This window comes from Paraburkholderia sp. RL18-101-BIB-B (assembly GCF_046026985.1).
GTDB lineage: Bacteria > Pseudomonadota > Gammaproteobacteria > Burkholderiales > Burkholderiaceae > Paraburkholderia.
In genome coordinates this window covers 72536-87200 of record NZ_JARESV010000013.1, presented here as the reverse complement: position 1 = coordinate 87200, position 14665 = coordinate 72536, and the positions used below count along the sequence as shown (strand labels likewise).

The 14665-nt window shown below is 64.5% G+C and carries 17 protein-coding genes; 8 read left to right on the top strand and 9 right to left on the bottom strand.

Translation table 11 applies throughout. From position 1 onward, the window contains the following. Positions 1-299: 299 nt before the first annotated feature. Positions 300-542 (bottom strand): hypothetical protein, encoded by a 243-nt coding sequence (locus tag P0D73_RS20190; RefSeq protein WP_408177016.1) that lies wholly within the window; start codon positions 540-542, stop codon positions 300-302. 477 nt (positions 543-1019) lie between these two features. Here P0D73_RS20190 and P0D73_RS20185 point away from each other — a divergent pair, with 477 nt between their 5' ends. The 5 genes from P0D73_RS20185 to P0D73_RS20165 all read left to right on the top strand — a co-directional run bounded on the left by P0D73_RS20185 (position 1020) and on the right by P0D73_RS20165 (position 5503). Beyond that, on the top strand, positions 1020-2168 hold the full coding sequence (locus tag P0D73_RS20185; RefSeq protein WP_408177017.1) for an ABC transporter substrate-binding protein: 1149 nt from the start codon (positions 1020-1022) through the stop codon (positions 2166-2168). Further along, positions 2168-3982: a diguanylate cyclase domain-containing protein gene (locus P0D73_RS20180; RefSeq protein WP_408432689.1), complete on the top strand. Its 1815-nt coding sequence runs from the start codon at positions 2168-2170 to the stop codon at positions 3980-3982. Before P0D73_RS20185 ends, P0D73_RS20180 begins: the two co-directional genes overlap by 1 nt. Before the next feature lie 343 nt (positions 3983-4325). After that, positions 4326-4634, top strand: coding sequence for a hypothetical protein (locus P0D73_RS20175; RefSeq protein WP_132382232.1), 309 nt, complete (start codon positions 4326-4328; stop codon positions 4632-4634). Next, positions 4631-5038, top strand: coding sequence for a hypothetical protein (locus P0D73_RS20170; protein WP_408177020.1), 408 nt, complete (start codon positions 4631-4633; stop codon positions 5036-5038). Before P0D73_RS20175 ends, P0D73_RS20170 begins: the two co-directional genes overlap by 4 nt. Positions 5039-5056: 18 nt before the next feature. Then, the gene (locus P0D73_RS20165; RefSeq protein WP_408177021.1) at positions 5057-5503 is read left to right on the top strand and encodes a lytic transglycosylase domain-containing protein; all 447 of its coding nucleotides are present in this window, start codon (positions 5057-5059) and stop codon (positions 5501-5503) included. Between the two features lie 61 nt (positions 5504-5564). Here the strand turns inward: P0D73_RS20165 and P0D73_RS20160 are convergent, their stop codons facing one another. The 7 genes from P0D73_RS20160 to phnG form a co-directional block, all read right to left on the bottom strand. Then, complete coding sequence (locus tag P0D73_RS20160) at positions 5565-6698, bottom strand: alpha-D-ribose 1-methylphosphonate 5-triphosphate diphosphatase (RefSeq protein WP_408177023.1); 1134 nt, start codon at positions 6696-6698, stop codon at positions 5565-5567. Positions 6699-6789: 91 nt separating this feature from the next. Further along, positions 6790-7554 (bottom strand): phosphonate C-P lyase system protein PhnL, encoded by a 765-nt coding sequence (gene phnL, locus P0D73_RS20155; protein ID WP_408177024.1) that lies wholly within the window; start codon positions 7552-7554, stop codon positions 6790-6792. A gap of 8 nt (positions 7555-7562) precedes the next feature. Then, positions 7563-8333, bottom strand: coding sequence for a phosphonate C-P lyase system protein PhnK (gene phnK / locus P0D73_RS20150; RefSeq protein WP_132382240.1), 771 nt, complete (start codon positions 8331-8333; stop codon positions 7563-7565). Then, positions 8330-9262 carry an alpha-D-ribose 1-methylphosphonate 5-phosphate C-P-lyase PhnJ gene (locus tag P0D73_RS20145; protein ID WP_408177025.1) on the bottom strand — a complete coding sequence of 311 codons (933 nt, stop codon included), beginning with the start codon at positions 9260-9262 and terminating at the stop codon, positions 8330-8332. Before P0D73_RS20145 ends, phnK begins: the two co-directional genes overlap by 4 nt. After that, entirely contained in the window at positions 9259-10389 is a 1131-nt protein-coding gene (locus tag P0D73_RS20140; protein ID WP_408177027.1) for a carbon-phosphorus lyase complex subunit, read from the bottom strand. Before P0D73_RS20140 ends, P0D73_RS20145 begins: the two co-directional genes overlap by 4 nt. Continuing rightward, complete coding sequence (gene phnH, locus P0D73_RS20135; protein ID WP_408177028.1) at positions 10389-11012, bottom strand: phosphonate C-P lyase system protein PhnH; 624 nt, start codon at positions 11010-11012, stop codon at positions 10389-10391. The genes P0D73_RS20140 and phnH overlap by 1 nt, the downstream gene beginning before the upstream one ends. Beyond that, entirely contained in the window at positions 11012-11509 is a 498-nt protein-coding gene (gene phnG, locus P0D73_RS20130) for a phosphonate C-P lyase system protein PhnG (protein ID WP_408177029.1), read from the bottom strand. Before phnG ends, phnH begins: the two co-directional genes overlap by 1 nt. 181 nt (positions 11510-11690) lie before the next feature. Here phnG and phnF point away from each other — a divergent pair, with 181 nt between their 5' ends. From phnF to phnN, 3 genes are read left to right on the top strand one after another with little or no spacing between them, the layout of a single operon-like run. Then, on the top strand, positions 11691-12449 hold the full coding sequence (gene phnF / locus P0D73_RS20125) for a phosphonate metabolism transcriptional regulator PhnF (RefSeq protein ID WP_408177031.1): 759 nt from the start codon (positions 11691-11693) through the stop codon (positions 12447-12449). Continuing rightward, the gene (locus P0D73_RS20120; protein WP_408177032.1) at positions 12446-13168 is read left to right on the top strand and encodes a DUF1045 domain-containing protein; all 723 of its coding nucleotides are present in this window, start codon (positions 12446-12448) and stop codon (positions 13166-13168) included. The genes phnF and P0D73_RS20120 overlap by 4 nt, the downstream gene beginning before the upstream one ends. A gap of 2 nt (positions 13169-13170) precedes the next feature. Beyond that, complete coding sequence (phnN, locus tag P0D73_RS20115) at positions 13171-13725, top strand: phosphonate metabolism protein/1,5-bisphosphokinase (PRPP-forming) PhnN (protein WP_132382253.1); 555 nt, start codon at positions 13171-13173, stop codon at positions 13723-13725. Positions 13726-13731: 6 nt separating this feature from the next. On the opposite strand, the gene P0D73_RS20110 is transcribed toward phnN, so the two are convergent. Then, a complete protein-coding gene (locus P0D73_RS20110) occupies positions 13732-14640 on the bottom strand; it encodes a LysR family transcriptional regulator (RefSeq protein ID WP_132382255.1) in 909 nt (302 codons plus the stop codon). Positions 14641-14665 lie beyond the last annotated feature (25 nt).

Genomic DNA, 14665 nt, shown 5'->3' with positions numbered 1-14665 from the left:
GCTTGGGTTGAAGCTGCCAGCCGGGGCGGCCAGCAGCGCGCGCCAAGCTTATCAGTTCAAAAAGATTGGGTAGCTAGTGAAACACCGGATGGCGCGGGAGGATAGCTTTTAAGGTCCAAGTGTGGTGGAGATTCAAAAGCGGCCGTGATGCGTATTGGATGGAATGGCCGCTCGCCTTGCGCATGTAATCGCGTAGTAATGAAGTTGGCTAATTGCGTCCGTATTGCAGTTCGGCCGAATGACGCGCGATTCAAGCCACCCGGGCGCGGCGGACTAAAAACCGGCCATTTACTCCTTATTTACTGCTTACCCAGCGAATCCGCGCGCCCGGCGCCGACCTCGCCGCACCACAGTTCGCCTTTGTCCATCATCTGCGCCTCCTGCGCGGACATGCCCGCGCAGGTGCCGCGCATGTCCGGCGTCTCGCGCTCAGTGCGCGCGAGCGCGGCCCGGTTCATTTCGCCCTGAAGCCAACTGCCGAAGCACCCAATCGACCCGGCCGCGACGGCCACCCACATCCACTCTGTTTTGCTCAAGCGCATTGTCTGTTTCTTGTCCGACTCTTCGACTGCCCGCAAGACAGGCCGCGCGACATCCGGCGACGCTGCCGTCGACCGCCGGCGGCGGACTGGGCAAGAGAGTTTATCGGCACCGGCGCGGGGTTCTTTAGAGGCGGCCCTCTATCTCCGAATGGCGTTATTAAGCGCGGACAATCGCGCGCTATTACAGCGCTTGCGCGCGTTTCAATCGATAGGCGGCGAGTTAAAGTTTCCGCATAAAGTGCCGTTAAATGCAGTTGAGCGGCTTTGATGCATCACGTTCGACCGGATATTTTTTCGACTCTGGCTAAGCCAAAAACCAAAAATGGTTTCCTTAGCGCTATCATCGATGCTCCTCGCGCTCCGCTACACGCAGCATCGAGCGCATCTGTCTGAAGAAAGTCACCGAGCACCCCGTCCGCGGATCGAGTCCGCGTGTTTGCGCTCGTCGGAAAGACCTTCTGCTAAACGGTGTTGGTTATGCACATGATGTTGACGGCAGATGAAAAGCGCTTTTGTAAACGATTCTTCCATTCACGAATCGCTGCCGCCTTGGCGCGCGCGCGTTTGTCGTGTCGCGGCGTTTGTTCGGGATATTTAACATTTCTGATTGGCGCGGTTATCTGCCTGGGCGTTTGTTTGGCGTCGCCAGTTAAAGCCGAAGAAAAGATTCTGCGCGTGCTGGCATGGCCCGGCTACGCGGACGCCGACGTCGTCAAGAATTTCGAGGCGCGTTATCAAGCCAAAGTGGAAGTGACGCTGGTCGATTCCGACGAGGCGCTGTGGGCGCAAATGCACGCCAAACATGCGCCGCCTTTCGACGTGCTCGCCGCCAATACCGCGGAAATCCAGCGCTACACGCAGGCGAATCTGCTGGCGCCGCTCGATCTCGCCAGCTTGCCGAACACCAAAAAGCAATTGCCGCGCTTTCAGGCGCTCGCGTCGATCGGCGGCATCACGTCGGGCGGCAAGGCGTACGCCATTCCGTTCACGTATTCGTCGATGGGGCTGATCTACGACCGCAAGCAGGTCGCCGTGGCACCGCGCTCCATGCGCGAATTGTGGAATCCGCGCTACCGCGGCAAGGTGCTCGACTTCAATAGCGCGCAGCACAATTTCTCGTTCACGGCGCTGGCGCTCGGCTATCCCCATCCTTTTCAGCTCGATGCCGCGCAAATGCGCGCGATCGCGCACAAGCTCGTCGATCTGCGCCGCAATCTGTTGACCTATTACACGTTGCCCGAGGAGGCGACCGCGTTTTTCATCCAGCACAAGGTTGCGCTGATGTTCGGCAACTACGGCACCCAGCAGGTCGAATTGCTGCGCCGCGCGGGCGCCGACGTCGGCTACGTGATTCCCGACGAAGGCGCGCTCGCGTGGCTGGATTGCTGGTCGATGACGCGCGCGGCGGCCGATCAGCCGCTGGCGCTCGCGTGGATCAATTACATGCTCGAACCGGACGTGAGCGCCTTGCTGACGCAACGCCAGGGACTCGCCAACACGTTGACGGCGCCCGCGGAAAATAGCGATAACGCGCGCATCGTGTGGATCGGCCCGGTCGAAGATATTCAGCGGCGCGAGGACCTGTGGGCCAGAATCGTGTCCGGGGACCGGTCGGAGCGTTTTTGATGATACGCCCGGGGCTGACCTTCAAACTATCCGTGCTGCTTGCGTGCATCGGCGTGCTCGCGTCCGGCGCGACCGGCTATTACGCGTATCGCGCCAACCGCACGATGCTCGTGAACGAAGCCGAGCGCAGCCTGCTTACGTCGACGGAATTGCTCGGCCAGCGCTTTTCCACCTCGATCGACGACGTCGCCGCCGACGCGCTCGTGCTCGCGAGCATGCCGTCCACGGCGGAGGTCGCGCAGACCGACGACGGTATCGGCCCGAACGTGGCGCGCGAACGGCTGGCGCAGGTGTATTCCAGTTTCATGGTGCATCACCCCGAGTACCTGCAAGTCCGTCTGATCACGCGCCAGCACTATGGACTCGAACTGGTGCGCTTCGACCGCGACGCCGACGGCCTCGTGCGCGTCGAAGGCAACAAGCTGCAGGAGAAAGGCCAGTTCGCGTACGTGTTCGACACGCTGGCGTTTTCGCCGGGCCGCATCTACACCTCGCCGATCTCGGTCAACCACGAGTACGGCACGCATGCCGCGGAGGGCAAGCCGACCTTGCGGGTCGGCACGCCGGTGTCGAACGTCAATGGCGCGGTGGTGGGCGTGATCGTGATCGACATCGATCTGGCGGGTTTGTTCAAGCGCCTGCAAAGCGATTTGCCGAGCGACTATCAGGTCTATCTGGCTAACGAGTGGGGCGATTTCCTCGTTAATCCGGATGCGTCGAAAACCTTCGGCTTCGATCGTGGCCGGCGCGTGCTGATGCAGGACAGTTTCTCCGTCACCAAGCCGCTGTTCGAGCAGACGCAAAGCGAGGTGCTGGTCAACGGCCTTGGGCGGCCACGGCAGGCCGCCGGCCAGGTGCTCGCTTTCGTGCGCAGGCCGTTCGGCGATCTGGAGGGCAACCGCTTCATCGTGCTCGGTCTGGCCAAGCCGCTCGAAGACGTGCTGTCCGGCGCGAATCTGCTTGGCAACAGAATCGTGCGCATGGTGCTGATTTTCAGCGTGCTGGCGCTGTTCCTTGCGGTTCTGTTCGCGCGCGCGCTGACCAAGCCGCTGCACATTCTCGCGTACGCGGCGACGCATCTGTTCGCCGAGCACGCCATGGAAACGCTGCCGCTCAAACGGACCGACGAGATCGGCGTGCTGGCGCGCTGCTTCGACCGGCTGCGCCGCGAAATCGAATCGCAGATGGACGTGTTGCACACCAAGCAACGCGAGCTCGTGCATCTCGCCACGCACGACGTGCTGACCGGACTGCCGAACCGCGTGCTGTTCATGGAGAAGCTCGAAAGCGCAATCGACGAAGCGACGCGGCGCGAGGAAGGGCTGGCCGTGCTGTTCGTCGACCTGGACCGCTTCAAGCAGATCAACGACCAGTTCGGCCATGCCGTCGGTGACAAGGTGCTCGTCGCGGTGGCGCGCCGCTTGAAGCAGGTGCTCTGTTCCGCGGATGTGGTGGCGCGTCTGGGCGGCGACGAGTTCATCGTGCTGATCGAGGGGCCGCGCTCGGCGGAGGCGGCGCCCGCGATTGCCTCGCGGATCATGGCGACGTTGAACGAGGAACTCCGCGTGGACGGGCAGGGCATGACGGTGGGCGCGAGCATCGGCATCAGCCAGTTCCCCGACGACAGCGGCACGGCCGAGGAGTTGCTGCTCAACGCCGACGCCGCGATGTACGCGGCCAAATCCGGCGGACGCTGCGCCTATATGCGCTATCACGTCGTGCTCGAAATGCGCCGCCGCGAACAGCTCGAGCAGGCGCACGCGCAGGCAGACGTAGGCGCAACGGAAGGGCGCGAGGCCAAGCCGACGGCCTGATGCGCCTGTTACGCTTGAGCTGCACGCCCAGCTTTGCTGGCTGCTTGCCGGTTGCTTGCCGGTTGCTTTCTAATTGCTTTCTGATCGCGTCGCCTGCTGCTCTCTCCCCAGCAAAACCGCGAGGCAACTTTGCCTCGATCCTCGCTTTGCCGAGCGTCGAAGCAATCGTTTGCGCCGATCTTGAGGCAAGTCTTTTTGATTTTCGGCGAAGCGTTTCCGCCATATCAACTTTGCCGCGGGCCTGCCGAAAACTCCGATATAGCAACGGATTTGACGGGAGATTGCCGTGAAGCGACAGATAGGGTTGTTGGCTGCCGTTTTCGCGTTCGCCGGGTGCGCCCAGATGCCTCCGCCGACTGCGGCCCATACGGACAAAGCGCCGAACGAGGTGATCAGTTTCGACATTCCGCCCGACGCGCTCGGCGCGCGCGATCCGCAACTCAGCGCCGTGCTCGCCAAAGCGGGCGCGTTGGCCGCCGCGCAGCCGCAGTCCACCGTCGTTCTCGTGACCGCGCTGGGGCAGGATTTTGCGTACCTGAATCAGGCGGTATGGAAGGGCGTGCCCGCACAGCGCACGGCCCGCGTGAACTTCGAGAACCGCACCGCCGGAGTGGGTCAGCCGTATAGCGTGTCGATCAGGACGGTTCAATGATGGAGGGTACCGTGACGGTTCGCATCATTTTGCTGGCGCTGGCCGCGCTTCTGAGCGCGTCGGCCTTTGCCGGCCAGCCGGGCGCGGACCTGCAATCCGCCGGCGCATTTCCCGCAGCATTTCCCGCCGCGGCGGACAAGGTTTATCCGCCGTTGCCGTCGCTCGCCATGCTTCCGCCTCCGCCCGCAACCGACGACGACTTGCCGCTCAAACCGGCTACGCGTCGAAAGAAGCCGCATGGGGCGGTTCAGACGCAGGAGCGCAGAGGTCCGCCGGGCCCGGTCGTGCGCATCGTCGTGTCCGACGCCTCGCATGCCTATCTCGACTCCGTGCAACGACAGATCGATCAGGCGTTGGCCAGTAAATCGGGCGGCGACCCGACGCTCGCCACTCTTTATCACTAACTAGCGGAAGGATGCGTCATGTCCTTGAAGATCTTCCTTATTGCGCTCGCCTGCCTGCCGGTGTGCGGCGTCGCGCAAGCAGCCGACGATTGCTTCAACGAAGCCGCGGCGTATCAGGGCGTCAACCCGTGGGTGCTGCGAGCGCTTGCGTGGTACGAATCGAAGGGCGACGCGAGCGCGATACGCCAGAACGCAAACGGCTCGATCGACGTGGGTCAGCTGCAGATCAACTCGATTCACTTCGACGACCTCGCGCGCGAAGGCGTGCCGCATCGCGCGCTGATCGATCCGTGCGTGAACGTGTACGTGGCCGCCTGGCTGCTGAAACAGAAGATGGTCAAGCACGGCAATACGTGGCGCGCGATCGGCGCTTACCACTCGGAAACGCCAAAGCAGCGCGATGCGTATGCGCGTGGGATTCAGAAGGTGCTGGTGGCGTGGGGGCAACTGCCGTCCACGCCATGAGGATGCTCGCGAGCCGCGCATCGCGAGCCCGGCGAGCAATAAAAGCCCTATAAAAAAGCCTTCAAACGATCCGTGCCCCGCCGCGATACGTCGCGCGCGGCACCGGCAGCTTATCGAGCATCGTCACGCGCACGAAGTCCCCGCGCAAACCCGCTTCGATCGCGCCGCGGTCGTGCAAACCGGCGGTGCGCGCCGGTTCGGCGGAGACCGTCGCCATCGCTCGCGGCAAGGTCCAGCCGGCTTTGTCGACCAGTTCGAACACGGCGGTCATCAGGCTCGACGGCACGTAATCCGACGACAGGATATCGAGCAAGCCGGCTCGCGCCAGTTCGAGCGCCGAGACGTTGCCCGAATGCGAGCCGCCGCGCACGATGTTCGGCGCGCCCATGATGGTCGAAATGCCGTGTGCGCGCGCGGCCTCGGCGGCGATGCGGGTGGTCGGGAATTCGGCGAGCACGATGCCTTCCTCCTTGGCCTGCTCGACGTGTTCGATCAGCGTGTCGTCGTGGCTCGCCACCGGAATGCCGAGGCGGTTGCAGCGTGCGACGATCTCGCGGCGGTGCGCATCGGCGTAACGCGCCTGTTCGACCGACAGTTCGGCGAGCGCGGTCGCGACGTGTTCGTCGCTCAGCTTGCCGTTGCGTTCCTGGAAGCGGCGCCATTGCTCGCGGTCGTGCCACTGACGCTGACCCGGCGTGTGATCCATCACCGAGGCGAGCCGCAGCAGCGGATGCGCGCACAGCGAGTCGAACACTTCCACGACGTCGGCGGTGGCGATTTCACAGCGCAGATGCAGGAAGTGTTCGGCGCGCAGCAGCTTGCGCTCGGAAAACCGTGTGAGCGATGCCGCGCATTGCGTCTGCAAGTCGCGGCCCCGCAGCCCCACGTTCGTGCGCGAGCCGATGGCGAGCGCATCGAACACCGTGGTGATGCCGGCCGCGGCCACTTGCGCGTCGTGGATCACGAAGGCGGCATCCGTATTCCATTGCACGCCCGGACGCGGCGCGAGATGCTTCTCCAGATTGTCCGTGTGCAGTTCGATCAGACCGGGCAACAGATAGTCGCCGTCCCAATCTTCGGCTTCGCGCGCGCTGGTCGTGCCGCGCTCGACGTCGCGAATCACGCCGTCTTCGACGCGTAGCACGCCGGTGAATACTTCGTCTCGCGTCACGATGCGAGCGTTCCTGATCAACATCGACTTGCTCCGTAGTCAGTCAGACTTGAGTGTGGCTGTGTGGTTGCTGTGTTGACGCCGCATGCGTCAGTGTAGTGCCGTTTGGTGTCACTTAGTGACGCAGCGGCGGCTGCAGTTCCAGGCGGCGCGTGGCCACCTTGCCGCGCGTATCCTCATCGTGAAAGATCCCGACGATCGCCGCGCCGCGCTCGCGCGCTTCGACGATCAGATCGGCGACCACGTCGCGGTTTTCCGCGTCGAGCGAGGCCGTCGGTTCATCGAGCAACAGTAGCGGATGCTCCGCGATCAGACCACGCGCGATATTCACGCGCTGCTGTTCGCCGCCGGAGAACGTGGCGGGCGCGAGCGACCACAGACGTTCCGGCACATTCAATCTGGCCAGCAGCGCGGCGGCGCGCGAGCGCGCTTCGTCTTCAGGGACGCCGCGCGAGAGCAGCGGTTCGGCGACGAGCGTGAGCGTCGGCACGCGCGGAATCACGCGCAAAAACTGGCTCACGTAACCGACCACGCCACGGCGCAGGCGCAGCACGTCGTGCGGTTCGGCGCCGGTGATCGACACGGGCCGGCCGTCATTTGCCGCATCGCGAATCGCAATCGAGCCGCGGCTTGCCAGGTAATTGCCGTACAGGCAGCGCAGCAGCGTGCTCTTGCCCGCGCCCGACGGTCCGACCAACACCACGCATTCGCCGCGCTCGACTTCGAGCGAGACGCCCGCGAGCGCTTCGATCTGCACGCCGCCCTGGCCATGCAAGATAAACGTCTTGCCGATGCCGACCGCGCGCAGCATCAGCGCCGCGTTGTCGATGAACGCGCGCTCGCCGGCGCGCGCTTCACTGCTTGTTTCAATGGATCGCATTGTGAGCCTCAAACCGGCAGAACCGAGGAAACCAGCGTTTGCGTGTACGGGTGCTGCGGATCGTCGAGCACCTGATCCGTCAGGCCCGCCTCGACGACTTCGCCACCCTGCATCACCATCAACCGATGCGCGAGCAAACGCGCGACGCCGATATCGTGCGTGACGATCAGCACCGACAGATGCAGCGTGGACGTCAGCGTGCGCAGCAGATCGAGCAGACGCGCCTGCACCGACACGTCGAGACCGGCGGTGGGTTCGTCCATGAAGACGAGCCGCGGACTGGTGACGAGATTGCGCGCGATCTGCAAGCGCTGCTGCATGCCGCCCGAAAACGCAGCGGGAAATTCGTCGATACGCGAAGCGTCGAGTTCGACGCGCTCCATCCACTGCGTGGCCGCGTAACGGATATCGCCATAGTGACGCGCGCCGACGGCCATCAACGGCTCGCCGATATTCGCGCCGGCCGAGACGCCGCTGCGCAGTCCGTCGCGCGGATTCTGCTGGACGAAGCCCCACTCGGTGCGCATCAGCAAGCGGCGGCGCGGTTCGGACAACGCGAGCAGATCGAGCTGGTCGCCATGCGTGGCCGTGTAGTGAAGCGAGCCGCTGTCGGCCGCGGTTTTGAGCGCGAGCGTGTTGAGCAGTGTGGTCTTGCCCGAGCCGGATTCACCGACGATGCACAACACCTCGCCCGGATACAGGTCGAAGCTGACGTTTCTGCAGCCGTTGCGGCCGCCGTATTGTTTGGTGAGCGAGCGGGCGCTCAGAAGCGGCGTCATGCGGGCTCTCCTTTGCGTGCTTCGCGTGCCGGCAGATCGAGATCCGCGTCGCCGCGGCGTTCGTGGCAGTAGTCGCTATCGGAGCAGACGAACATGCGTTTGCCGGCGTCGTCCACGATCATTTCGTCGAGAAAGCTCTCCGTCGATCCGCACAGCGCGCACGCGTGCTGCCACTTCTGCACTTCGAACGGGTGATCGTCGAAGTCGAGGCTGCGCACCGGCGTGTACGGCGGAACTGCGTGAATGCGCCGTTCGCGGCCGGCGCCGAACAATTGCAGCGCGGGGTTCATATGCATCTTCGGATTGTCGAACTTCGGAATCGGCGAGGGCGAAGCGAGGTAGCGATGGTTGACGATCACGGGATAGTCGTAGGTGGTCGCAATGCTGCCGTGATGCACGATATCCTCGTAAAGCTTCACGCTGATCAGACCGTAATCGGCGAGCGCATGCAGCTTCTTGCATTCGGCGACGCGCGGTTCGAGTCGAAAGAGCGGCTCGGGCATCGGCACCTGATAGACGAGAATCTGCTTGTCGGTGAGCGGTGCTTCGGGAATGCGGTGACGGGTCTGGATGATCGTCGCGTCGACCGTGCGGCGCGTGGTCGCCACGCCGGTGGTGCGCGCGAAGAAGCGGCGGATGTTGACCGCGTTGGTGGTTTCGTCGGAGCCCTGATCGATCACCTTCAGCGTGTCCTCCCTGCCGATGATCGCCGCGGTGACCTGAATGCCGCCGGTGCCCCAGCCGAACGGCAGCGGCATTTCACGCGAGGCGAACGGCACCTGATAACCCGGCACGGCGACGGCCTTGAGCAAGGCGCGCCGCAGCATGCGCTTGGTCTGTTCGTCGAGGTACGCGAAGTTGTAGCCGTCGGCAGCGCTGTCGTATGATGCGGCGGACGCGGTGGCGAGAGATGTGTCGGGCGCGTTCATGCTGCCTGCTCCTGCTGAGCGTTGGGTTGGTCCTCATTCTGCATGGCGTGCTGCGCACGCAAACGGCGCACGAGTTCCAGCTCCGATTGGAAGTCGACATAGTGCGGCAGCTTCAGGTGCTGCACGAAACCGGACGCTTCGACGTTATCGCTATGCGAGAGCATGAATTCGATGTCCTGTGTCGGCGAGGCAAGCGTTTCACCGAGCTCTTCGGCGCGCAAAGCGCGGTCGACCAGCGCCATCGCCATCCCCTTGCGCTCCGAGTGGCCGAACGCGAGACCGTAGCCTTGCGTGAAGGTCGGCGGCACCGCGCCGCTGCCGGCGAACTGGTTGATCATCTGGCATTCGGTAATGTCGATGTCGCCGATTTCGACCGTTTCGCCTAGCTCGTCGAGTTCCATTTCCACGGCGATCGTGCCGAAGCGGATCTCGCCCGCGAACGGATGGGAGTGCGCATAGCCGCGCTGCGTCGCGTAACCCATCGCGAGTAGGAAACCTTCGTCGCCGCGCGCGAGATTTTGCAGGCGTGTGGCGCGGCTCGCGGGAAAGGCGAGCGGCTCGCGCGACAGATCGCCGGGTTCAGGCGCATTCGGCGTGGGACGTTCCTGTTCGATCAACCCTTCCTTGTCGAGCAGACTGACGACGCGCGGCATCGCTTCCGTTTCCACTGCGGCGACTTGATTCGAAGGTGACGGCGCTACGCTAACAGCCCCATCGCTTTCAGCGAGCAACGCGAAATCCAGCAGACGCTGCGTGTAATCGTACGTCGCGCCCAGCAACTGCCCGCCGGGCACGTCCTTGAAGGTCGCCGAAATGCGGCGCTCCACCTGCATCGCTTCGGTATCGATCGGCTGCGTGTAGCCGAAACGCGGAAGCGTGGTGCGATAGGCGCGCAGCAGGAAGATCGCTTCCACCAGATCGCCTGCGGCTTGCTTGATCGCGAGCGCGGCGAGTTCTTCATCGTAGACCGAGCCTTCGGTCATCACGCGCGCCACTGCGAGGCGCAATTGTTCGCGAATCTGCGCGACGCTGAGTTCGGCCAGCCGCGTGTCACCGCGGCGTGCCTTGTCGAGCAGACGCCACGACGCTTCGATCGCGCGTTCTCCACCCTTGACGGCAACGTACATCAGTTCACCTTCGCTTGAGTTGTGCGCGGCAGGCCGATCAGGCGCGCGCCGCAGACGAGATAACAATCGACGCCGCAAGGAAAGAGCGGCGCGAGCGCGGCGCGTTCGCGCCAGAAATGCTCGGGCAGGCCGACCGGCGCAATCGTCGTTGTGTGCTGGATGCCGGGGCCGCTCAGCACGATCGGTGCGCCGCCCGTCAGCGCGTCGACGCGGATCAGCAGCGTGACCGATTGCTCGGGCGATTCCGCCGCGCCGAGCGCGAAGCTTTCCAGCGGCGGCAACGCGCCTGCGTCGTGGATATAGGCGAACGCGGCTTGGCCCGGTTCGTCGACGAGCGGCGCGCCGGTGTGAAAGCGCAATGCCGAACCCAGCGCCGTATCGGGTTGCGCGAGCCACACGGGCGTCGCGTAGTCGCAGAGCGCGAGCAGCGCGGCGAAGGGGGCGAGCTCGGTGCGTGTGGCCCGCCCTTCGGGCAGCACGTTCTCGATCACGCCGACCGTGCCCGGCCGCGACAGCGCGTCGAGCAGAGTGCGAAACACCGCCTGGGTGTCGTGTACCGGGTCTGCGAAACCCGGCGCTAAGGTGGATAACGCGGTAGACAATGCAATCTGTGAGTTTTCCATCAGTCGCCCCGGACCATCGTAAAGAATTCGACGCGCGTGGCCGCGGCGTCCTGTTGCCGCCCGGCGCGTTTCGCGGCCTGCTGCGTGGCAAACGGCTCGATCAGTTGCTTATGCAAGACGGCGTGATGCTCAGGCATTTGCAGGAGCGCGTCTGCGAACGCAGCCAATTCGGCGCGGCGGCGGTCGCGGCCCAGATGGCACGCCACGCCGACAGCCGCGGCGGCATCGCCCGACGCGCGCAGACGCAAGGTGGCGCGCGTTACCGTGGCTTCGCCGAGATTGAACGGATCGCCGCTGCCGCCGACGCGCCCGCGCACCATCGCAAGGCCGATCTCGGGTGGGCGCAGCCAGTCATACGTCGGAGTGGGGATGTCCCGCAGTGCGCGCTCGAGCGCGGCTTCGAGATCGGCGCGCGGCGTGCGGGCCAGGACGGCCATCCATGCGCGCCGGACAGCCGGTGGCGGAGCGGAGGAAGGCGAGGCGGAAGTGGCACTCATCGAATTTCCTGTTGATCCAGCGAGTAGACATTTGACCATCTATTCATCTAAACGTCTAGACGTTTAGGGGTATGCTTGTCGAGCCGTGTAGCGCATGCCGGCCGTTTCACATTTCCATCACGGCTTGCGCACTACAATGCACGTCATAGAGAATATTTGAACCCAAGGGAATGACAGCACCATGACATCGAACGACAACGCGACGCCGGGCACGATGCTCGAACGCGGCGCGGGCGTTGCCGTGTGGCGGCAGATCGAGCAGATCCTGGCGGCGGAGATCGCCGCCAGCGGTTTCGGCGAAGAAGGGCGCCTGCCGAGCGAGGGCGAACTCGCGAAACGCTTCGACGTGAACCGGCATACCGTGCGCCGGGCCATGCTGGGTCTCGCGGCGTTGGGCCTCGTCAGCGTCGAGCAGGGGCGCGGCACCTTCGTGCAGCCCGGCGCCATCGACTATACGATTGGCCGCCGCACGCGGTTTACAGAAAACTTGCGCCAGCAGCATCACGCCGCGGCGGGCACGATGTTGTCGGCCGCGCGCGTGAAGGCCGAGCCGAGCGTCGCGAAGGCGTTGAGCCTGCGGGCCGGCGCGTCGGTCTACCGGATCGAATCGCTGCATGAATCCGACGGCGTGCCGCTCACGTTCGCGCGCAACTGGTATCCCGCGGTGCGTTTCGCGGACCTGCCGGAGGTGCTGGAGCGCACCGGCGGCATCACCAAGGCCATGGCGGAATTCGGCGTGAACGACTATCTGCGCAAGTGGAGCCGTATCGGCAGCGTGCTGCCCGAGCCGGAGGTGGCGCGGCGTTTGAATATCAACCGTCAGCAACCGGTGCTGTGGGTCGAAAACGTCGATGTCGATCTGCAAGGCACGCCGGTCAAATACGGCTTCACGCACTTTGCCGCGGACCGTGTGCAACTGCTGGTGGAGCACGACTTATGAGCGGCGCCGTATGGGGTGCCGACGCTCGTTTCGCTGTGTATTACGCGCCGTCGCGTGAATCGGCGTGGTGGCAGGCCGGCTCGGCGTGGCTCGCGCGCGACGCGGAAAGCGGCGAGCGCTGCGAATCTCCTCAACCTCCCGAGTTGTCGCGTCCACTCGCAGAACTCACCGAAGCGCCGCGCCGCTATGGTTGGCACGGCACATTGGTCGCGCCGTTTCGACTCGCCGACGGCGTGACGCAGGCACACGTATTGCAAGCCACGCGTGAGTGGGCGCGGAACCAAAGCGCATTCGCGTTGCCGGTGGAAGCCGCGACGCTCGGCGATTTCGTGGCATTGCGGCCCGCCGATGCGCAAGGCGAAGCCAGCATCCGCGACGTGGCCACGAGCGCGCTGCAAACGCTCGATGCCTTGCGCGCGCGGCAGTCCGCGGCCGATCTGGCACGCCGTTTGGCGGCCCCGCTCAGCGAACGGCAACGCGCGTTGCTGATCGAATGGGGTTATCCGTACGTGTTCGACGAATTCCGATTTCACATGACGCTTTCCAGTTCACTCGCCGACGCGCAGGAGCGCGCCACGCTGGTCGCATGGTGGCAGGCGCGAACGGCCGCGCTCGGGCCGCTGCTTGTCGATCACGCCGCGCTCTTCGTCGAACCGGCTCCCGGCGAGCCGTTCGTGCTGTGGCAACGTATGCCGTTCCGGACCGACGAGGTGAAATAACAATGACAGGTCGTTTGATCTATGTAATGGGGCCGTCCGGCGCGGGCAAGGATTCGTTGCTGGAGTTCGCGCGCAAGCACTTGATGGGCGAGCCGATTCTGTTCGCGCATCGCTACATCACGCGGCCGAGCGGCAATGGCGAGGCACACGTGGCGTTGAGCGTCGAAGAGTTCGCGGCGCGTTCCGTGCTCGGCCTGTTCGCGCTCGAATGGTCGAGCCACTCGCTGCGCTATGGCATCGGTATCGAACTCGATGTGTGGCTGGCACGCGGCTGCACGGTAGTCGTCAACGGCTCGCGTCAGCATTTGCAGCATGTGCTGGCGCGTTATCCGAATACGGAAGTGGTGCATGTGGACGCCGCGCCGCATATTCTCGAAGCCCGGCTCGGCGCGCGGGCACGCGAATCGGCGGAACAGGTGGCGGCGCGGCTCGCGCGCCGCGCGCCGTTCTCGTTGCCGGATGGCGTGCGCTGCACCACGATCGACAATTCCGGCGAGCTGAACGAAGCCGGGCATGCGTTGATTGCGTTCCTCAAGGCGGAAGCCGACGTTCAGTAAGCCGTATTATTCGGCCATCGCCATGCGTTCCCGCGTGGCGTCCTGCAGGCAGGACACGAACTGCAGGACGGCCGGCGTCGGCAGCAGGCCGCGCCGCGAAATGATGCTCAGATCGTAGTTCGGCAGCGCCTCTTCGATCTGCGCGACGCGGATGCCGAGCGGCGCGACCATCTGCGCGAGCGGCCGCGTGAAGCAGCCGATCACATCGGTTTGCGACACCAGTCCGAGCGTCACCGCGAACGACGACGGCGCGCGCACCAGCCGCTTCGGCACCGGCAGGCCGTGCGCGTTGAACATCGCCATCATCACGCTGTGCGGGAAGTGATCGGCGCCCACGGTCACGATCCACTCCGCGTCGAGCAGTTCATGCAGGCGCGTCACGTTGGCCAGCGGATGCCCGGCGCGCATGGCGACGACGAACTGCGTCGAATAGAGCGGCGCTTGCACCAGATCGCTGTCGAGCGCCTGCACGTGATGGATCGCCGCGATATCCAGCGCGCCGTTGCGCAAACGCGCGACGGCGTCCGGGATCGTCACTTCTTCCAGATGCAGATTGACCAGCGGCATCGCGCGGCGAAACTTCGAGACCGCATGGGGCAGCGCCGTGAGCGCGATCGACGGCATGGTGCCCACGCTGACCTTGCCGGCCAGTTCTCCCTTCACCTGTTCGACGGCTTCGACCGTGCGCCGCATGTCGCCCAGCAACTGCTCGGCGCGCGGCAGCAGCGCGAGCCCGCATGCCGTCAATTCGATGCCGCGCACGCTGCGCACCATCAGTTCGGCATTCAGCGCGCTTTCGAGCTCGCGGATCGTATGCGTGACGGCCGGTTGCGTCACGCCGAGTTCGCGCGCGGCGGCGCGCAGACTGCGGTGATGGGCGGCGGCGACGAACGCCTGCAACTGCTGCGGTTTCATTGGGGTAATCCCGTATATAACGCTT